Annotated in this window: 17 protein-coding genes; 15 read left to right on the top strand and 2 right to left on the bottom strand. The window is 53.4% G+C overall.

Annotated features, from left to right (window positions below; translation table 11 throughout):
* Positions 1 to 135 precede the first annotated feature (135 nt).
* The 7 genes from kdpB (at position 136) to ACYVK4_RS01230 (ending at position 9,114) form a co-directional block, all read left to right on the top strand.
* Positions 136 to 2,205 (top strand): potassium-transporting ATPase subunit KdpB, encoded by a 2,070-nt coding sequence (gene kdpB / locus ACYVK4_RS01260; RefSeq protein ID WP_461125671.1) that lies wholly within the window; start codon positions 136 to 138, stop codon positions 2,203 to 2,205.
* Between the two features lie 105 nt (positions 2,206 to 2,310).
* Positions 2,311 to 2,871 carry a K(+)-transporting ATPase subunit C gene (locus ACYVK4_RS01255; protein WP_461125670.1) on the top strand — a complete coding sequence of 187 codons (561 nt, stop codon included), beginning with the start codon at positions 2,311 to 2,313 and terminating at the stop codon, positions 2,869 to 2,871.
* A 51-nt stretch (positions 2,872 to 2,922) separates the two neighbouring features.
* A complete protein-coding gene (locus ACYVK4_RS01250) occupies positions 2,923 to 4,050 on the top strand; it encodes a porin (protein WP_461125669.1) in 1,128 nt (375 codons plus the stop codon).
* 30 nt (positions 4,051 to 4,080) lie between these two features.
* The gene (locus tag ACYVK4_RS01245; protein WP_461125668.1) at positions 4,081 to 5,196 is read left to right on the top strand and encodes a sensor protein KdpD; all 1,116 of its coding nucleotides are present in this window, start codon (positions 4,081 to 4,083) and stop codon (positions 5,194 to 5,196) included.
* 2 nt (positions 5,197 to 5,198) lie between these two features.
* Positions 5,199 to 7,103 carry a HAMP domain-containing sensor histidine kinase gene (locus tag ACYVK4_RS01240; RefSeq protein WP_461125667.1) on the top strand — a complete coding sequence of 635 codons (1,905 nt, stop codon included), beginning with the start codon at positions 5,199 to 5,201 and terminating at the stop codon, positions 7,101 to 7,103.
* Between the two features lie 134 nt (positions 7,104 to 7,237).
* Positions 7,238 to 8,074, top strand: coding sequence for a ThuA domain-containing protein (locus ACYVK4_RS01235; protein WP_461125666.1), 837 nt, complete (start codon positions 7,238 to 7,240; stop codon positions 8,072 to 8,074).
* 83 nt (positions 8,075 to 8,157) lie between these two features.
* The gene (locus tag ACYVK4_RS01230) at positions 8,158 to 9,114 is read left to right on the top strand and encodes a 3-hydroxyacyl-CoA dehydrogenase family protein (RefSeq protein ID WP_461125665.1); all 957 of its coding nucleotides are present in this window, start codon (positions 8,158 to 8,160) and stop codon (positions 9,112 to 9,114) included.
* Positions 9,115 to 9,154: 40 nt separating this feature from the next.
* Here the strand turns inward: ACYVK4_RS01230 and ACYVK4_RS01225 are convergent, their stop codons facing one another.
* Together ACYVK4_RS01225 and ACYVK4_RS01220 are read right to left on the bottom strand one after the other, a co-directional pair.
* A complete protein-coding gene (locus ACYVK4_RS01225) occupies positions 9,155 to 9,373 on the bottom strand; it encodes a hypothetical protein (RefSeq protein ID WP_461125664.1) in 219 nt (72 codons plus the stop codon).
* An 18-nt stretch (positions 9,374 to 9,391) separates the two neighbouring features.
* Positions 9,392 to 10,294 carry an SDR family oxidoreductase gene (locus ACYVK4_RS01220; protein WP_461125663.1) on the bottom strand — a complete coding sequence of 301 codons (903 nt, stop codon included), beginning with the start codon at positions 10,292 to 10,294 and terminating at the stop codon, positions 9,392 to 9,394.
* 110 nt (positions 10,295 to 10,404) lie between these two features.
* Here ACYVK4_RS01220 and ACYVK4_RS01215 point away from each other — a divergent pair, with 110 nt between their 5' ends.
* The 8 genes from ACYVK4_RS01215 to ACYVK4_RS01180 all read left to right on the top strand — a co-directional run bounded on the left by ACYVK4_RS01215 (position 10,405) and on the right by ACYVK4_RS01180 (position 20,842).
* Positions 10,405 to 10,794 (top strand): winged helix-turn-helix transcriptional regulator, encoded by a 390-nt coding sequence (locus ACYVK4_RS01215; RefSeq protein ID WP_461125662.1) that lies wholly within the window; start codon positions 10,405 to 10,407, stop codon positions 10,792 to 10,794.
* A gap of 330 nt (positions 10,795 to 11,124) precedes the next feature.
* Positions 11,125 to 11,967, top strand: coding sequence for an SMP-30/gluconolactonase/LRE family protein (locus ACYVK4_RS01210; RefSeq protein ID WP_461125661.1), 843 nt, complete (start codon positions 11,125 to 11,127; stop codon positions 11,965 to 11,967).
* 118 nt (positions 11,968 to 12,085) lie between these two features.
* Entirely contained in the window at positions 12,086 to 12,997 is a 912-nt protein-coding gene (locus ACYVK4_RS01205) for a YihY/virulence factor BrkB family protein (protein ID WP_461125777.1), read from the top strand.
* A gap of 133 nt (positions 12,998 to 13,130) precedes the next feature.
* Positions 13,131 to 13,856 (top strand): DUF72 domain-containing protein, encoded by a 726-nt coding sequence (locus ACYVK4_RS01200; protein ID WP_461125660.1) that lies wholly within the window; start codon positions 13,131 to 13,133, stop codon positions 13,854 to 13,856.
* A gap of 119 nt (positions 13,857 to 13,975) precedes the next feature.
* Positions 13,976 to 16,390, top strand: coding sequence for a PAS domain S-box protein (locus ACYVK4_RS01195; RefSeq protein WP_461125659.1), 2,415 nt, complete (start codon positions 13,976 to 13,978; stop codon positions 16,388 to 16,390).
* A gap of 210 nt (positions 16,391 to 16,600) precedes the next feature.
* Positions 16,601 to 18,142 carry a YifB family Mg chelatase-like AAA ATPase gene (locus tag ACYVK4_RS01190; protein ID WP_461125658.1) on the top strand — a complete coding sequence of 514 codons (1,542 nt, stop codon included), beginning with the start codon at positions 16,601 to 16,603 and terminating at the stop codon, positions 18,140 to 18,142.
* Positions 18,143 to 18,207: 65 nt separating this feature from the next.
* Positions 18,208 to 18,459 (top strand): hypothetical protein, encoded by a 252-nt coding sequence (locus tag ACYVK4_RS01185; RefSeq protein WP_461125657.1) that lies wholly within the window; start codon positions 18,208 to 18,210, stop codon positions 18,457 to 18,459.
* A gap of 316 nt (positions 18,460 to 18,775) precedes the next feature.
* On the top strand, positions 18,776 to 20,842 hold the full coding sequence (locus ACYVK4_RS01180; RefSeq protein WP_461125656.1) for an alpha-L-fucosidase: 2,067 nt from the start codon (positions 18,776 to 18,778) through the stop codon (positions 20,840 to 20,842).
* Positions 20,843 to 20,860 lie beyond the last annotated feature (18 nt).

The raw sequence follows: 20,860 nt of genomic DNA, 5'->3' as shown, positions 1-20,860 counted from the left end.
AGTTTCCAAAGGCTCATCAGTAAAGTAAGGTTAAATGAGTTGAACAAGCCGATTTTCAGGACCGAACATGGCGGTCTGCGCTAATCCTGGAAATCTATTAAATCATATTAAAATCCCGGTTCTGACAATATAATTATGGTAAAGCAAAATTCATCCCCGGCCCTGTTCCAGCGTGAGCTTGTGGGCACGGCTATTTGGGAGTCGTTTGTCAAACTTAATCCGGCGGTTCTGGTCAAGAACCCGGTTATGTTCACCGTCGAAATCGGTACCGTTGTCATGGTGCTGGTTACGGCCTACATCGCTGTTTCGGGCGATACTTCCCAGGGGTCACTTGGGTACAATATCTCGATAACATTCATTCTGCTGCTTACCCTTCTGTTCGCCAACTTTGCCGAGGCCATTGCCGAAGCGCGGGGGAAAGCACAGGCTGAATCGCTCCGCAAAACCCGGCAGGAAACACCCGCTAAAGTGATTCGGCCTGTGGGTAACATGTACACAAACGAAGTGGAGATTATTTCGTCGGCGCAACTTGTAAAAGGCGATGTGTTTCTCTGCGAACCGGGCGATATTATTCCGTCGGATGGCGAAATCATTGAAGGGCTGGCCACCATCGACGAGTCGGCCATTACGGGCGAATCGGCCCCGGTGATTCGGGAAGCGGGTGGCGATAAATCGTCGGTGACGGGGGGGACGAAAGTGCTGTCTGACCGCATCAAGGTGCAGGTGACCACCCAGCCGGGGGAGTCGTTTCTTGACAAAATGATTGCGCTGGTGGAAGGGGCCACCCGGCAGAAAACCCCCAACGAAATTGCCCTGACGATTCTGCTGGCGGGTTTCACGCTGATCTTCATCATTGTCTGCGTGGCCCTGAAACCCTTTGCCGATTACGCCAACACGCCGATCACCATTGCGGCTCTGATCGCCCTGTTCGTCTGCCTGATTCCCACCACCATCGGTGGCCTGCTGTCGGCCATCGGGATTGCCGGTATGGACCGCGCCCTACGCGCCAACGTCATTGCCAAATCAGGCCGGGCGGTTGAAACGGCGGGCGACATTGACACATTGCTGCTCGACAAAACGGGAACGATCACCATTGGCAACCGGAAAGCTACCAACTTTTATCCCGCGCCGGGTGTCTCGGAGGCCGACATGATTCGGGCATCGGCGCTGAGTTCGCTGGCCGACGAAACCCCCGAAGGGAAGTCGATCGTTGAACTAGCCGGGCCCAATGTCACCTCGAAGCTGTCGACCGAAGGGGCAACGCTTATCAAGTTTACGGCAGAAACCCGTTCGTCGGGTATCGACTTACCCACCGGTAAAAATGCTTCACCCATACGCATTCGGAAAGGGGCGACGGACTCCATTCGGAACATCGTTACAAAGGCTGGCAACCTGTTCCCCGTCGAAACGGAAAATCAGGCAAAGGAAATTGCCGGTAATGGCGGTACACCGCTGGTGGTGATCGAAAATGAACAGGTGCGGGGCGTTGTCGAATTGCAGGATATTATCAAACCCGGCATTTCGGAACGCTTCGACCGGCTGCGTAAAATGGGGGTCAAAACCGTGATGGTAACGGGCGACAACCCCTTGACAGCCCGGTTTATCGCCGAAAAGGCAGGGGTCGATGATTACATTGCCGAAGCGAAACCGGAAGACAAGATGAACTACATCCGGCATGAGCAAACGGGCGGCAAACTCGTCGCCATGATGGGTGATGGTACCAACGATGCCCCCGCGCTGGCCCAGGCCGATGTAGGCGTCGCCATGAACTCCGGCACCCAGGCCGCTAAAGAAGCGGGTAACATGGTCGACCTCGATAACGACCCGACCAAGCTGATCGAAGTCGTTGAAATCGGGAAGCAGCTGCTCATTACGCGGGGTACGCTAACCACGTTCTCCATTGCCAACGACGTTGCCAAGTACTTTGCCATCGTGCCCGCGCTGTTCGTCGTCTCCATTCCGGCCCTGCAAGCCATCAACATCATGAAACTGCACAGTGCTGAGTCGGCGATTCTGTCGGCAGTGATCTTCAACGCGATCATCATTCCGATGTTGATTCCGCTGGCCCTGCGCGGGGTCGAATACAAACCCATTGGGGCATCGGCCCTGCTTCGCCGAAACCTGTTTATCTACGGTCTGGGCGGCATTGTGGCTCCGTTTATCGGGATAAAGTTAATTGACCTGGTAGTAGGGCTGTTCGTGTAATGTACAACGGAACGGCATTCCGTTGGGGCCATAAGGCCAATCTTTATATAATTAAATTAGCCTTACGGCTCAACGGAATGCCGTTCCGTTGTACAAAAGAAAACAATGAAAAATCACATCTCACCAGCCATTCGGCTAACGCTCGTTCTGCTGGTCATTCTTTCTATCGTTTATCCATTGGTTATTGCCGGTGTAGCCAGACTGGCACCCGGTCAGGGAAAAGGGGAAACGGTTACCGTCAACGGCCGGGTCGTTGGGTATGCGCTGGTTGGGCAGACCTTTACGGCAGATCGGTATTTTAACAGCCGTCCGTCGGCGGTTGGCTACAAGGCTGATGGCTCGGGTGGTTCGAACAAAGGGCCTTCGAATCCTGATTATCTGGAAACGGTTCAGGCACGGATCGATACCTTTTTGGTGCACAATCCAGGCATCAACAAAGCTGAAATTCCCGCCGAACTTGTCACGGCTTCCGGCTCGGGACTGGACCCGGATTTATCGCCCGAAGCGGCTAAGATTCAAATAGCCCGAATTGCCAAAATCAGAAATGTCAGTGCTGATCGGCTGAATCAACTTGTTGACGAACAGACGAAAGGGCCGTTGATGGGCTTGTTTGGTCCATCGACGGTAAATGTGCTGAAGCTGAATGTGGCACTGGATGAATTATAGTATCGAACGGCTAGAAGTGGTTCGATACATAGTAAGTACAACGAAACAACCATGAAAAATAGAGTTATCTTTTCTCTTACCGCTGCCTGTCTGGCTGTTGCCTTGCCTATACTGGCGCAAACAGATTCTGTCGGTACACGGTCATCATCACCAGCAGGCGTAACACTCACGGGCTATATCGAAGCGTATTATACCCACGATTTTACGGCTCCGAAAACCAGTCAGGAGCGGCCGGGCTTTCTGTATAACCACAAGCGAAACCGGGAGGTAAACGTGAATCTGGCCTATCTGAAAGGGGCTTATGTCAGCGAGCGCGTCCGGGCGAATCTGGCTATCCAGGTGGGCACCTACGCGCAATACAACTATGCGGCCGAGCAGCCCCTGCTGCGCAATGTGTTCGAAGCCAATGCGGGCGTGAAGCTGAGTAAAACGAAAGATTTGTGGCTCGATGCGGGTATTTTTACGTCACACATCGGCTTCGAGAGTGCGATCTCAAAGGACTGCTGGACCCTGACGCGAAGCATCCTGGCCGAAAATTCGCCCTACTATCTGTCTGGGGCCAGGCTAACCTACAACACCGCCAACGGCAAGTGGACGTTGCTGGGTTCGGTGGTGAATGGCTGGCAGCACATCGCCAGACTGCCGGGGTATTCGGGCCCATCGCTTGGCACACAGGTACAGTACAGGCCCAATGCCAGCCTGACGCTGAACTGGAGTACGTTCATCGGCAGCGACCGGCCCGATTCGCTGAAACAGACGCGGTTTTTCAATAATTTCTACGCCATCATTAACCCGACCCGTACTGTCAGCGCCATGCTTGGCTTCGACATTGGGGCCGATCGGAAACCGGTCGGCGCTGATGGACGTCGGACTGGAACGGGCAGTTATGTCTGGTATTCTCCGGTGGCTATTGTCCGGTACTCGGCTAGTGACGCCATCAAACTGGCTGGCCGGGTTGACTATTACGACGATAAGAACGGCGTCATCATCGCCACCGGAACGCCCAACGGCTTCCGGACTCTGGGGTATTCGCTCAACGTCGATTACGTCGTTTTACCGACTGCGCTGTTTCGGATAGAAGGAAAAGTGTATGATAGCAAAGACGCCATCTTCGAATCGAAGGGAGGTTTGAGTAAGACAAATACGTCGCTGACAACGAGTCTGGCGGTGAGTTTTTAAAAGTTATGCCACGGAGATGCACGGAGAAACATGAACCAGAACGCCGAACATTTCCTGAACCTCCTCCGCCAGTCTCGTCGGGGAAAGTTTAAGGTGTACATTGGTATGAGTGCCGGTGTGGGTAAATCGTACCGCATGTTGCAGGAAGCTCATGCGCTTTTGCAGGCCGGTATTGACGTCAAGATTGGATTCATCGAGACGCACAAACGGGCCGAAACCCAGTCGTTGGTAGATGGCTTACCCATCATTCCCCGACGCCGGTTATTTTACAAAGGCCGCGAGCTGGACGAACTGGATTTACAGGCAGTCATCAACCTGCATCCTGAACTGGTCATCGTCGATGAGCTTGCGCATACCAATATTCCCGGTTCGAAAAATGAGAAACGATGGCAGGACGTAGTCGACATTCTGGACGCCGGGATCAACGTCATCAGTGCCGTTAATATTCAGCATATTGAAAGTCTGTATCAGGCGGTTCGGGCCATTACAGGCATCGACGTGACCGAGCGCGTACCCGACCGGATCCTGCAAATGGCCGACGAAGTGGTGAACATCGACCTTACCGCCGATGAACTCATTACCCGACTTAAAGACGGCAAGATCTACGATAGGGCCAAGGTCAATACAGCACTGAACAACTTTTTCCAGCCGGAGCGGATTCTGCAACTGCGCGAACTGGCGTTGCGGGAAGTGGCCACGGCCGTAGAACGAAAAATTGAGACGTCGCTGCCAACCAGTATCAAAGCCCGGCCGGATCGATTTCTGGCGGCCATCAGTTCCAATCATGAGATTGCCCGGCGGGTCATTCGCAAAACGGCGCGGCTGGCGGCCTATTACAATTCGCGCTGGTTCGTGCTGTATGTGCAAACCCCCGCCGAAAGCTCCGACCGTATTAAACTGGACGTACAACGGCATCTGATCAACAACCTCAAACTGGCCACCGAACTGGGTGCGGAGGTTATTCAGGTGAAGGACAGTAATATTGTGAACAGCATTATGGCCGAAGTCGAGAAGCGACATGTTACCACCGTTTGCATTGGAAAACCGCATCTTACGCTTATTCAGATCCTTTTAAGAACCAGTGCGTTCAACCAGCTACTCACCAAACTGTCGGGGTCGGATACCGACCTGATTATACTCTCGTAGTCATGACCATCAAAAGTAAAATAGCCGCTGCTCTGGCCTTCATGTTCGTCGTTATTGTGGCGCTGGGTGGCCTGGGGATCTATTACCTCAACGAACTTTCCCGCGATTTGCAGGCAATTCTAAAGGATAATTACGTCTCGCTCGAATACGGCAGTAACATGCAGAAAGCGATGGCGATGATTACTGACCCGGTCAGGAGTGACCCGGTCAGGAGTGACCCGGTCGAACGTGACCCGGTCAGGAAAGACCCCGACGGGATGGCCGATTTTGAACAGAACCTGAAGAAGCAGGAAGCCAACGTAACCGAGATTGGTGAACAGGATGTGACCAGCAACCTGCGTCGGGAGTTTAACCGGCTAAAATCGAGCGATGCGCTCGACCTGATAGCGATTGCCCGCATCCGGGAGCAGCTTTTTTCCCTCGACGATCTCAACCGGCAGGCCATCGTTCGCAAAAATGAGTTCGCCCAAAAAACGGCCAAAGATGCCCTGTTGTGGTTAGCCACGTTTGGGACGATGTTCTTCCTGATTTTGTTCTCGTTCATCATCAATTTTCCCGGTTATGTGGCTAATCCCATTCGGGAACTGACACGGGGTATAAAACAGATTGCCAAACGAAACTTCGAGGAGCGATTGCATATTGATACGAATGATGAATTTGGCGAGTTGGCGCAGTCGTTTAACTCCATGGCGCAAAAACTGGACGAGTATGAGCACTCCAACCTGGCGCGGGTACTCTTCGAAAAGCGACGTATCGACACCCTCATTCGCATCATGAGCGAAGGCATTGTGGGTATGGACGAGAACAAGCGTATTCTGTTTGCCAACCCGGTCGCCTGCCGGTTGCTGGGCGTCCCTGAATCGCAGCTGCTGGGCCAATACGCGCCCGACATAGCCGCGTCGAACGACCTGATGCGGACCCTGATTCAGGATATTATGACCGGAAATACATCGGAATCAGAACGGAACGGCTTTCTGAAAATCTACGATCCCGGTCTGGATGGACCTGGTCTGGATAAATCCGGCCCGTCCAGACAAGGTGATGGCACAGAAGGTCAGGGGAAAGAAAGCTATTTTAACCGACGAACGCATACCGTAGAGGTAACCCGCACGGGTGAGAGTCAGCCTGAACTGGCGGGTTACGTGATGGTTCTCGAAAATATCACTTCGTATAAAGAGCTGGATCTGGCAAAAACGAACTTCATCGCCACCATTTCGCACGAACTGAAAACGCCCCTGTCGAGCAGTAAAATGAGTCTTAAGCTGCTGGACGATAGTCGGATCGGTTCGTTGAACGATGAGCAGAAATCGCTGGTGTCCAGTATTGGCGACGACATTAACCGGCTCCTTAACCTGACCGGTGAACTCCTTAACATGGCTCAGGTCGAATCGGGGCAAATTCAGTTGAATATCCAGCCCGTTGTCTCTGCCGATATCGTTACCTACGCGACCAATGCCCTGCGCGTGGCGGCTGAGAGTAAACACATCACGCTGGCGTTGACGATTCCCCAAAAACTGCCCGCCATACTGGCCGACCCCGATAAGGCATCCTGGGTGTTGGTCAACTTCCTCTCGAACGCTATCCGGCATAGCCCCAATGACAGCGTCGTTGAGATAGTGGCCCGGCAAGTGGACGCATTTGTCGAGTTTCGGGTGCGCGACCACGGGGCCGGTATTCGGCCGGAGCACCAGAGTCGTGTTTTTGACCGCTATTTCAAAGCGCCCGGCCTTCATGGACAGCCTACCGGGAGTAAGACAACGGGAGGGACCGGACTTGGGCTGGCCATTTCGAGTGAATTTATTCAGAGTATGAACGGGCAGATCGGCCTCGATACGACGGTCACGGACGGCGCTGCGTTCTTTTTTCGGCTTCCGGTTAGTCAGGATATGGTGAGTACGCGTAGATAAAGCGGGGAAAATGCTTATAGATAGCGACCACCCCCAACCCCCTCCTAAAACAGGAGGGGGCATAAAAAAGACAACCCTTGGGTATAGCCCCCTCCTGTTTTAGGAGGGGGTTGGGGGTGGTGCTATAGCACAACATGATTCGATTAAAATTTACTCTATTCGTCTTTTTGCTCCTGTCCAGCCTTACCACAAGCCCCACCCTGGGTCAGGATGTAAAGTGGAAAAAAGTGAAGGTGCTGGTCTATACCAAAAATGGCAAAGGCTACGTCCACGACAATATCCCAAACGCTGTTCTGTGCATCCAGAAACTGGGGCAGCAGAATGGCTTCTCAGTCGACGTATCCGAAGATCCCGTCGTTTTCACCGAAGATAATTTAAAGAAATACACCCTGCTTGTGTTCCCCAGCACCAACAACGACGTATTCGACACCGATGCTCAGCGGCTGGCGTTCCGGCGGTATATCGAAGCGGGGGGCGGTTTTGTGGGTATTCATTCCGTCATGGGTACCGAGCGCAACTGGACCTGGTTCAAGCGGATGCTTGGCGGGAGCTTTGCCTGGCACCCTAAGTTTCAGAAATTCACCGTTGAGGTGATTGATACCAAAAACGCATCCATGCAGGGCCTGCCGAAAAAGTGGCAGCGGGAAGATGAGTTCTATTTTGCCAAAGAAATGTCGCCCGGCCCCACGGTGATCATGACGAACGATCTGACCACGCTCAACAACGATGAGCCCGAGAAGGTAAAAATGTTTGGGGGCACTTACACGCAGTTGTACCCCTCTGCCTGGTACTATAACTTCGACGGGGGCTATACGTGGTGTACGACCTTGGGGCACGCCAAAACCGATTATCTAAGCGACGAAACATTCATTAAGCACATCTTTCAGGGCATTCGCTATGTGGCGGGGCAGGTAACGAAACTCGACTACAGCAAAGCCTACGCTGATTCCAGAGATACGCCAATTCGCTAAAAACATACCGGTTTCGGAATGTCATACTCCGGACATTTTCGCCATACCAGCCGCTGAAAATAAGCGGGTAAGCTCCCTTATATATGATTGATTCGGCTAACTTATCGTCACCCACAACGGGTATTCTGGGCAGTGGACAGATCGGGACCGCATCCGCTGTGTTAGCAGCCCGGGCGGGGCATAACGTACTGCTCTGGACGCGTTCGGCCCATAAACAAGCTGCTATTTCGACCGAACTAAGCAAACTGTCGGCCTTCTGCGCGGAACACATGAGCAAGCCGACACAAGCTGTTGGCACAATTCAGATCGTTACCGACCTGAGTCTGGTGGAAGCCCAAAGCCATGTTCTGCTGGAGTGTATCATTGAGGATATGGACGAAAAGGTGGCTTTGCTGAGCCGCCTGACGGCCTGTGCCGATCAGGATAAGCTGGTACTGTCGGCCACAAGCGGGCTGTCCATCACAGAAATGGCCCGCCGGAGTGGCCTGGAGAAGGTGCTCGTGGGAGCCCACTTCTGGAACCCGCCTTACCTGATTCCCATTGTGGAAGTGATTGCCGGAGAAAAAACTCCCCTACAACGGGTAGAACAAGCCTGTACTTGGCTCGACGCGCTGGGCAAACGACCCGTTCGCTGCCCCGATATTCCCGGCTTTATCGGCAATCGGCTCATGCACGCGCTTTGGCGGGAGGCCCTTGCTCTGGTCGATGCGGGCGCCTGTTCCCCCGCCGACATCGACACCATTATCAAATACACCTTCGCCCTTCGGCTGCCCGCGCTCGGGCCTATGGAAAATATAGACCTGGTCGGACTTGATCTGGTCAACCGGGTGCAGAGTTACCTGCTGCCCGATCTGGCGGTGAATGCCATACCCGCCCACTCACTGCGGGATCGGCTGGCTGCGGGACAGACGGGTATGGCGGCCGGGCAGGGTTTTTACGACTGGCAGGTTCGGGATGCCGCCGAGGTCATCAAACAACGCGATCTGACCATTCTGCATTTGCTGCGCATGCTGGGCGAGTTGCCCGAAAAGGGGAACTGATCAGGCCGCTGGGGATATTCGCTCACGCTGGTTCGGTCGATCAACGCCTTTCGTTTTTCTGGGGAGCCTGCTGGGCGCGCTGACCTATAAAGGGCGTAGAGTTTCGGAACTGGCTCATAATCCCGTCGCGCTCACCATCATTATCGGTTCGACCATTCTGATCACGTTGTTTAGTGGCAGGCTGCGGACATGTATGGCCAAGCGGCAATGTGTCGCCCTCATCAGCAAGCTGGAAACAACGCTGCAGGCACTGGAGCAAGCCTGATTGGCGGTCGGGCTATTGCGAAAACGCGGATGCGTAGTTAGCGACCCATTCCCGAACGGTGGTTAGCTGAACAGGTAACCTGGCCAAAACCGGCTCCATGTCGGCATACATAACCGGCCGCGTTGGGTTATCCCACAATTTCTGGTATTCACCCGCCACTGCGGCTCCGCCCTCCGGCCCGAAAATGTTACTCAGAATTGACCCAAACTCCTGCGGAGGCATAGCGTAGTAGTGTACGGGGCGGCCCAGACCGAGTGAAAACTGATCGGCCAGGGCAGGACCGGTCAGATTCTCCGGCCCGCTGAGTACAAACGACGAACCGGCTAAGTCGGGCCGCTCGATGGCTTCTGCGACAAAGGCGCCCACATCCTCACTGGCAATCCAGCCAACCCGCATATCGGGCGGATTTGGATAGGCCACTTGATTGTGCCCGGCAACGTAAGGGGCCGTATAAGGGCCAAACCAGTTTTCCATGTACACCGTTGGTTGAAGAATAATTGCCGGTAGGCCACTCGCCTGGATATGATTCGTGAGGTCTATGCGAATGTCGATGGTTGGGTTTCCCGTTTTCGCGGGCGGAGTTATGCCGCTGGTATTGTAGACCAGCAACGGTACGCCCGCGTCTTTGGCGGCATCGATGGCATTACGTCCCATTGTGCCCGGATCGTTGGAAAAGAACGGCACCAGCAGGGCCACGGCATCCATACCGTCACTAACTTCCCGTAATCTGGCGGCATCGGTCATGTCGCCTTCAACCACGACGGCACCAGCCGCCTGCAGGGCCGACGCTTTTTCGGGATGCCGGGTGAACACATAGGGACGATGCCCTTTTTTGAGAAGCTTCCAAACGACCGGGCTGGCCTGCGAGCCGGTGGCCCCGTAAACCAGAACATCAAGTGATTTTTTCGTTGTCATTGTGTGTTGTGCTGAATGAAAGCCCAAAACTGGCCCAAACAGACACACACTTTTCAACACTATTCTGTAGGATAGTAGTATCCTGAAGAATAGAAAGCATTTCGACGGATATGACACGCAACGTTTGTTTACGGAATCCCCGACCCATTTATGACACGCTCGAACTGGTTGGCGGGAAATGGAAAATGGTCATTCTGGCCACCCTGATCGAGCGGGGCGATCTGCGCTTTGGCGAATTACAGCGGGCGGTGGGCGACATTACTCCGCGTATCCTCTCGCATGAACTGAAGCAACTGGAAGAAAACAGGATGATTACCCGTCGGGCATACGACACCTCGCCCATAACGGTCGAGTACGGCATCACCGCCTACGGCCGAACCCTTGAAACGGTTATCGTCGCCTTGTTTGAGTGGGGCGTTACGCACCGCCAAACGATTATGCACGAGAATATGGCCGAAGCGCAGAAGACAGGTGTGGACGCTTCAGCACCGTTTGATTGATTGGGCAGGATATGGGTTACCGGCACATCGCTTTGGATGGCCCGACATGGCTACGGCGCCGTCTGTGTAACATACTGATGAAGGAAGCGTCGGATGGGTGTTCTGCCTGTCGACTTCGGCGGCTGCGCCCGTAATGAATGGGTCTTACCCTGAATTCACGTTAAATAAATAGAGTTCAGGATTAGTTTTTGGCCTGTATCCACTTAGTGGGTATAGAAACAGGAATTTACCTAGCAGTTACGCTCTCACATGAACAATTACATCCGGTCCGGATTTATGATGGCAATTTCCCTTACGATGTCAGGGAGTCTGTTTAGCCAATCTACTACCATGACACAGACTGATTCTGAAACACCCGTTGCGCCCAACGCCACCCTTCAAAAAGTATCCAGTCAGTTTAAATTTACGGAAGGCCCGGCGGTCGATAAAAAAGGCGCGGTTTATTTTACCGATCAGCCCAATGACAAGATATGGAAGTACGATGTCGATGGGCAACTATCGCTCTTTATGGAGAAGACGGGGCGATCCAACGGTATGTACTTCGATAGCAAAGGCAACCTGATCACCTGCGCCGACGAAAAAGATGAGCTATGGTCCATCAGTCCCGATAAGAAAGTTACCGTTCTGCTTACCAATTTTCAGGGGCACCGCCTGAACGGCCCCAACGATTTGTGGATACACCCCAAAGGCGGCATCTACTTCACCGACCCCTACTACCAGCGCGATTACTGGGATCGAAAAAAGCCCGATATCGACGGGGAGAAAGTGTATTATCTGCCCAAAGGTGCCAAAGAAGCGATACTCATGGACGGAGATCTGAAACAGCCCAACGGCATCATCGGTACGCCGGATGGCAAGCACCTGTTTGTGGCCGATATTCGCGATAATAAGACCTATCGGTATGATATTCAGAACGACGGAACGCTGACAAACCGCCAGCTTTACGTCAGTCAGGGATCAGACGGTATGACCCTCGACAACAAAGGGAACCTGTACCTGACGGGTAGAGGAGTAACGATCTACGGCCCCGACCGGGTAAAAAACATGAACATTCCAGTTCCTGCCGGTTGGGTTGGTAATGTTTGCTTTGCCGGCAAAAACCACGATATGCTGTTCATTACCGCTTCGGAGTCGATCTATACCCTTCAAATGAAGGTCAAAGGAGCAAAGTAAACGCGTGGCTGGCGCGGGTTGTCCCGCGCCAGATCATCACATAAAAAACACCCGGATAACTCTATCCCTACACCAACCGTTACACCAGTGTACCTAAACCGTTACGCTGTTGAAAAAAGTGGTGCCTGTTTTGCGGTTATTAAAGCAAGCTTTTGTCAACTTGCAGGCCAACGACCCCATCCGTATGGCTGCGGCAACGGCTTTCTTCTCTTTCTTTGGCTTGCCGCCCATCGTTATTATTCTAAGCAACGTACTAAGCCGACTCTTCAACGACCGGTACCAGCGGATCAGCGGTCAGTTGTTCGATGAACTCGCCGAGCTGTTCGGGCCGAAGAGCGCCGACCAACTGGAAGATATTTCGCACCGTCTGCAGCTTCCCAAGCCGGATATTACCCTAACCACCCTCAGTTTTGTATTGCTGCTGGTCTCGTCGACGACACTCTTTACCATCCTTAAAAATTCCCTGAATCAACTCTGGAACATCAGGCGGAAGTCGGGGGGCGGCCTTCGTAATTTTGTGGTTGACAAATTGACGGCGTTGGCCATTATTATGGGTTCCGGTTTGCTGTTTAGTGCTGCCCTGGCCCTGGAACAGCTTATGAGTCAGTTAAGTAAAGTAATGTCCCTTTCCTCGATGACGTATTATCCCGGTCTGGCGCAGGTCAGCCATCTGGTGATGTCGATAGTGATGCGGATGATTTGGTTCGCTCTTCTGTTCAAGGTTTTGCCCGATGTTAAGATCAGCTGGCGGGCCGTCTGGCTGGGCGCTTTTTTTACAAGTGTGCTTTTTAAAGTAGGGGAGGGCGTGTTGAACAGCCTGTTGATTAACAGTAAAGTAGGCGCGTTATATGGCACGGCAGGAGCCATTATCTTACTTCTTCTGTTCGTTTTTTATGCATCGCTGATGTTCTACTACGGAGCCGCCTTTACCCGCCAGTACAGCGAATGGGCCCATTCAGGGGCTGAACCTAACAGCCACGCCATTGCCTACACTATTGAAGAAGTGACCCCCACTGATGAGAAAGAGTGAAAGAGTGAAAGAGTGAAAGAGTCAACGCTAGTCCCTCGCCCGCTCTTTCACTCTCTCACTCTTTCACACTCTCTCTCTTTCTCACCTTTTGCCCAGTCAGCAGTTATACTCTAAAATTTTCCTAGGGAAGCGTATGGGCATTTACATTGGCACATCGGGCTGGAGTTACGATCATTGGCAGGGCGTCTTATACCCGCCCCATACGCCGGTTGCCAGGCGGCTGGACTATTACATACAGAAATTCCAGACGGTTGAACTGAACAGCAGTTTCTATCGCTGGCCCAGGCAAACAACCTTCGCCGGTTGGGAACAGCGGTTGCCCGATGGATTTTTGCTAACCGTTAAAGCGCCCAGAGGCTTGACCCACGCTAAAAAATTACATGAGCCCGAGGTTTGGATGGAGCGGATCAGGGCCTGCTGGCACGAACTGAAGCAGAAACGGGCCGTTTTGCTCGTACAACTGGCTCCGCAGCAAGCCTGCGATTATAACCGACTGGCTTATTTTCTGGAGCAGGTTCCTGCCTGGATGCGCGTGGCCGTTGAGTTCCGGCATCCGAGCTGGCATAACGATGCTATTTTTTCATTGCTGGAGCAGCACCGGGCGGCTTACTGTATCATGAGTGGGGCGCAGCTGCCGTGCATCCTCCGCGTAACAGCCCCGTTTGTCTACATTCGATTGCACGGACCCGACCACCACCATCTGTACGGCGGTTCGTATTCCGATACCGATCTGCACTGGTGGGCCGATCGAATCCTAGAATGGGCTGCTACGGGCAAAGATGTCTTTGCCTATTTTAACAACGACGGGGGCGGGCATGCGGTGCGCAATGCCCGGACCTTACTGAGCCTGGTGGGTTAGCCGCTCATTTCTTTCCGGTATAGTTGACCGTAGGCTTATTTGTCCTTTTAATCTATAGAAGAATACATATTTACGTAGTTTTTCTAGTATTTTGGGTCGCTAAAACTGATTCTACCTGAATGACGGGTAACGATAAAAGCGCCGACGAGGAGTTAGCCACGCTACGAGAAGAACTTCAGCGGATTAAACACCAGACGAGTTCCGTTCTGGAGGCTGTTGGCATCGGTTTATGGACAATGTTTCCCAATAAGAAGTACATTCAGTGGGACGAGCAGTGCCAGCGAATTTATAACTGGCCACAGGCTACGGTTCCCCTTAATGAGCTTTTTTCCTGTATTCATCCTCAGGATTTGCGACATCTACAGGGGCTGGTCGCCAATCCGCCCAGCCGGGTTACCGGAAAGCCCACCACTATTGATTACCGAATTACGAGTCCATTCGACCAGTTGACGCGTTGGATACGCATTACGGGCCGTGTCACGACACACCCGTCGGGTGAGGATAGCTTCTCGGGAACGGCGCAGGATATTACGGACGAAAAACGGAGAGAGGCCGCGCTGAAAACGGTTGAGCAGCGGTTTCAGATGGCTTTCATGAACGCATCGGTTGGTGTCGTTATTCTGGACAAACAGAGTAACATCCAGCTCATCAATAAAGCCTTTGCCGACATGGTGGGCTACACACAGGCCGAATTACTCGATCAGCATTTCAGAACCATCAGCCACCCCGACGATATTGAGGAAAATGTCGCGCTGGTGAGGCAATTAGTGCAGGGTGTGTCGAGTTCATACGTCTTCAACAAACGCTATCTGCATAAAAATGGTAGCATTGTCTGGGCGCAGGTTAGTTCAGCGCTCATTCTGGACGACGAAGGCGAGCCCGACAGTTTTATTAGTATCGTTCAGGATATTACGGCCGAACTTCAGGCGCAGTCTGAACAGAAAAAGTTGCTGTCGCTGCTGAAAACCAGCGAAGAGGGCTTGCGGGAGGCCATTGAACTGGCCGAACTGGGCACGTTCGAGATAAATCTCCGCGAGGGAACCATCCTGCTGTCTGACCGGCTCAAAGGCTGGCTTGGGTTTACGAAAGATGCCTTACCATCGCTGGATCAGGTTCTCGAAACCGTACGTGACCGCGACACCATTGCGTTGGCCATGGGCCAAACGGTAGCCAGTGGACTGAATACAAGCATGGACATTGAGTACTGGGCCCGAAATCAACAGACCGGGCAGGAGCGGTTGTATCATGCACAGGGAAAAGTCGTTAAAGATCCTGCCGACGAAAACTCGCTTTTGCTACGGGGTATTACCAAAGATATTACCGCCCACCGGCAGTATGCGCAGGAACTGGAGCAGCAGGTTCAGGGGCGTACCCAGGCACTCCAGCGGGCAAATGCGCTGGTTAGCAAACAGGCCGATCAGCTCCGGTTTGTGACCAACAGCGCCTTGACAGCCATTGCTCTTTATTCCATTGTCCGGCACCCAACCACCGGCGACGTAGTCGATCTGCGCTATGAACTGATCAATCAGATGGCACTGCATATGACGGGGAAGCAGAGTGCTGAGTTGATCGGACGAACGATGCTGACCGTTTTTCCGAATATGTCGACCAACCCTGTTTGGGCTCGCTACCTGGAGCTTGCCGAAACCGGTATTCCCCTTCGTTACTACAATCGCTACACAGACAATGGCTACGATATCTGGTATCAGGTGCAGGGCGTTCGTCAGGGAGATTTTGTGGTCTTGTCGTTTCTGGATATTACTGAACTCAAGCAAACCCAGCTTCAGCTCGAAGCGCTCAATAAAGATCTACAGGAGGCTAATGATAATTTGCAGCAATTCGCGTTTGTGGCCTCGCATGACTTACAGGAACCCTTGCGGAAAATTCAATCGTTCGGCACTATCCTGCAGGATCAGTATGGGGATCAGCTGGGCAGCGGGGCCGACCTGATTCAGCGGATGCAGCTCGCTGCCGAACGGATGTCGGTTTTGATTAAAGATCTGCTCACGTTCTCGCGAATGACAGCCAGCCAGCAGAAAGCCAGGGAGATTCCTTTAACACAGGTGATCAACCGGGTGGTCGATGACCTGGATTTTGTGATCAAAGAGGCCAGCGCCCAGCTCGACATCGGGCCGCTGCCCATCGTCAGGGGCGATGAGTCGCAGTTGCGTCAACTCTTCCAGAATTTATTGTCGAACGCTCTGAAATTCCGCCAACCTGGCCGACCCCTAACGGTTCGCATTAGCGCCACGGAAGTAAACGGCAACGATTTGCCCGATATGATCAAACCGACACGGCAGGTGGCCAGTTACCATCAGATCAATATTGAAGACAACGGCATTGGCTTTGATGAAATGTATCTGGATCGAATTTTTCAGGTCTTTCAACGCCTTCACAACAAGAGCCAGTATGCCGGTACGGGTATCGGGTTGGCCATCGTGCAGAAAGTAGTAGCCAATCATGGGGGAGCCATCACCGCCCATAGCCGCCTGGGCGAAGGCTCCACATTTATGGTGTATTTACCCGTGAGCTGATGGGCGTTTGAACCCGAACAGACTTTGACTGTTTGAGTCGCGAAGCGGCTAAGCGCAGGCAGTTCAATCAGTTGCGTCACGGCTCAAACAGCGGGATGCTGTCCGGTACAATAAACGTACCTGCAAAAAAGTACCTCTCCGTTTTTTTATTGGTGTCCCGCTCTGTAGTTTTGACACCCATCCCTTATAACCGTTTACTTATACCCGTTTATGTTAGCCAAAACGTTCGGCGCAGCAGTGTATGGCGTCAATGCCAGTTTGATTACGATTGAAGTCGTCGTTGCTCAAGGCTTGCATTTTCATCTGGTTGGCTTGCCCGACAGCGCCGTCAAGGAAAGCGAGCAGCGCGTAGAAGCGTCGCTCAAATTTTTCGGCTATCGAATGCCCCGCCAGAAAGTTGTCGTGAATCTGGCCCCGGCCGATATCCGCAAAGAGGGATCGGCCTATGACCTGCCCATCGGGTTGTGCGTGTTGCAGGCTTCCGAGCAAATGACCGCCACCCGTAATCTGGACGAGTATGTGATTATGGGCGAATTAGCCCTCGACGGTACTTTACGGCCCATCAAGGGTGTATTGCCCATTGCCATCGAGGCCCGCAAACGGGGGTATAAAGGGTTTGTGCTTCCCGTCGAGAATGCCCAGGAAGCGTCTATTGTCAACCAACTGGATGTGATTGGCGTCACGACGATTCAGGAAGCGATTGAGTTTTTTGAAGGCAAACGGGAAATTGCTCCGCTGGAGACCGACACCCGCGATTTGTTCATGACCCAGATCAACGCCTACGATGCCGATTTTTCGCACGTGCAGGGGCAGGAAAACATCAAACGGGCTATGGAGATTGCGGCCGCCGGTGGGCATAACGTGATCATGATTGGTCCGCCGGGGGCCGGAAAAACCATGCTGGCGAAACGATTGCCCAGCATATTGCCACCCCTGACGTTGCAGGAAGCCCTGGAAACAACGAAAATCCATTCTGTGGCGGGTAAGCTGGGGGCCAGAGCCACGCTCATCGCTACCCGGCCCTACCGGTCGCCCCACCATACTATCTCCGACGCAGCTCTGGTAGGCGGAGGGAGCTTTCCGCAGCCCGGCGAAATCTCCCTGGCGCACAACGGCGTGCTGTTTCTGGATGAGTTGCCCGAGTTTAAACGGTCGGCGCTGGAAGTGATGCGTCAGCCGCTCGAAGACCGGAAAGTCAGCATCTCGCGGGCTAAATGGGCCGTTGAGTTTCCGGCCAGCTTCATGCTCATTGCCAGCATGAACCCCTGTCCCTGCGGCTATTATAACCACCCCGAAAAAGAATGCGTTTGCGGGCCGGGCGTTGTGCAGCGGTACCTGGCCAAAATCAGCGGCCCCCTGCTCGACCGAATCGACCTGCACGTGGAGGTGACACCCGTTTCCTTCGATCAGATGACGGCAAATCGGCCTTCCGAACCCAGCGAGGTGATTCGGGAGCGGGTTATCCGGGCGCGTGAAATTCAAACGGCCCGATTTACCAGCCAGCCGGGCGTGTACTCCAACGCCATGATGCCCTCGCAGCTGGTGAAAGAAGTATGCGTCATCAGCGATGCGGGCCGGGCTCTGCTCAAAACAGCAATGGAACGGCTGGGCTTGTCGGCCCGTGCCTACGACCGTATTCTGAAAGTGTCGCGCACCATTGCCGACTTAGCCGCCACCGACGACATTCGTATCGAACACCTGGCCGAAGCGATTCAGTACCGAAGTCTGGACCGGGAAAACTGGGCGGGATAATGGCTGCCCTTTAAAAAAACCATTTGCCCCGCCGACGGTTATTTGTGGAAACAACCTCAAACGTCATGGATAAGAAAGTAACGACAGCGGCTGGCATTGCCCTGGGGGCTTCATTAGTGGCTGCCGCTGGTTATGCGATTTATAAATACTTCCGTAAAAAGTCCGGTAACGTCGTGGGTAACGGATTTACGGGCGGCAGTCGCCCCGGTAATCTGTGGGGCGGTTACGTTGGGAATAGTCTTGTTAAAAGCTCCGGCCTTTATGAAAGTAGTGCCCTGACACGTAATGGTGGCCTCCTGAATAGTCAGGTTGCGTAGGCATCGATAGATTCAGTTTATTCGTTTCAGTACGTGCGGCCCTCCGCCGAAGCCAGTCTGGTTTCGGCGGAGGGCCGCACGTATTTTTTCAGTGTCCGGAAATTACGTTGGTGTTACATGATAAAACCGGGTATTTTTGCCCATATCCCGCTGAAAACTAGCCTGTTTATCTTGTCAATGTAAATTAACTTATCCAAAATTGTCTGTTTCCTGTACGCCTGTATTGATCCGATACTTGACAATCGTAAGGTTTCGGCTATTGGCTGGCTTGCGGGTGAGTCGCTATACAAAAGTGGCAGACACCATTCACCAAATCATGCGTCGATTAACACTCCTTGTCGCTTTCGTCAGTTTTTCGCTCCTCTCATTGGCCCAAACGCCTGCCCCGTATGGAGCTGTCCCCTCGGCCCGCCAACTGGCGTGGCACAAGCTGAAGTACTACGCCTTCGTTCACTTCAACATGAATACCTTCACCAATGAAGAGTGGGGGCATGGCACCGAAACCCCGGATCAGTTCAATCCAACGCAGCTCGATTGCCGACAGTGGGCCAGGGTGGCGAAAGAGGCCGGTATGGAAGGGATTGTCATCACGGCCAAGCACCACGACGGTTTTTGCCTGTGGCCGTCGAAATACGCCGAGCACTCGGTCAAAAACAGCAAGTGGCGGAACGGTAAGGGCGATGTGCTGAAGGATCTGTCGGAAGCCTGTAAGGAGTACGGCCTGAAGTTCGGTGTGTACCTCTCGCCCTGGGACCGTAACCACCCCGCCTACGGCACGCCCGAATACAACGAGGTGTTCAAGAAAACCCTTCAGGAAGTGCTGACCCAGTACGGCGACGTATTCGAGGTCTGGTTCGACGGGGCCAACGGCGAAGGGCCGAACGGCAAAAAGCAAGTCTACGACTGGCCTGGATTTATCGAAACCGTGCGCAAATACCAGCCCAACGCGGTTATTTTCAGCGATGCCGGTCCCGATATCCGGTGGGTAGGCAACGAAGACGGGTATGCCGGTGAAACCAACTGGAGCACCCTGAACCGCGACAAAGTGTACCCGGCTTACCCAAACTATTGGGAGCTGACACTGGGTCACGAAGACGGTACGCACTGGGTACCCACCGAAGTGAACTGCTCCATCCGGCCGGGCTGGTACTACCACGCCGGCGAAGATACCAAGGTGAAATCGCTGGAACACCTCGTCGATATTTATTACAGCTCCATCGGGCGAAACGGTAACTGGCTGCTCAACCTGCCCGTCGACCGGCGGGGGCTGGTGCACGAAAATGATGTAAAACAGCTCATGGCGCTGAAAGCTTATACCGACAAGGCCACGCACAACCTCGCCGGGGGCAAAAAGATCACCAGCAACAGCGTCTTCACTAAAGCTGCGACTTTTGCCGCCAGCAATGTGCTCGATAACAGCCGGGATACCTACTGGGCTGCCGCCGAAGGGGCAAAACAGGCAACCCTCGATATTGATCTGGGCAAACCCACAACCCTGAACCGACTATTGATCGAAGAATACATTGCGTTAGGCCAGCGGGTGAAGAAGTTTTCCGTAGCGGCCTGGCAGAAAGACGGGTACCAGACCATTGCCAACGGAACAACCATCGGTAATCGGCGTATTCTGCGATTCCCGACCGTAACGACCAATAAAATCCGGGTGAGTATCGACGAGTCGAAGGCCAGTCCGCTGATTCGCCATATTGAAATGTACAATGCACCCGAGTTGATCGTAACGCCCGTTATCAGCCGTAACAAAGAGGGGATGGTGACGATAGCCTGCCCTAAAACAACCGATCCGGTCATTACCTATACCCTCGACGGCTCGGAGCCCACGGCCCAGAGTCAGCGCTTTACCCAGGCCGTTGCTCTGCCGCAGGGTGGCGTGGTGAAAGCCCGTGCGTTTGTCGACAACATGAAAAAGGCAAGTAGCCCCGTAACGACCGAATTTGACATTAGTCCGGCGAAATGGACGGTTGTCTCCACCGGTAACCCATCGTCCGGCAAAGACGTTGTCCGGCTGATCGACGGCAATGCCAACACGTTCTGGCAGCAACGCAAGCAGCCCGAAAATCCAACCTCGGTGGTACTGGATCTGGGCGAGTCACTGCCGCTGACAGGCTTCACGTATCTACCCCGTCAGGACGGGAAAAAGACGGGTATTGTGTATCGGTATGCCGTTTCAGTGAGCCAGGATGGAAAAATATGGTCGGCGCCGGTGAGCCAGGGAGCATTCAACAACATTAACAACAACCCCGTTGTGCAGACCATCCGTTTCGAGAAAGCTCAAACGGCTCACTTCCTTAAGTTCGACGCCCTCGAAACCGCCGAGGCCGGCGACGCGACTGTATCCATTGCCGAACTGGGTGTACTGACCCGTTAAGACTATTTCCAAAATCAA

The sequence above is a fragment of the Spirosoma aerophilum genome (genome assembly GCF_054782495.1).
This window is presented reverse-complemented; position numbering and strand designations above follow the sequence as displayed.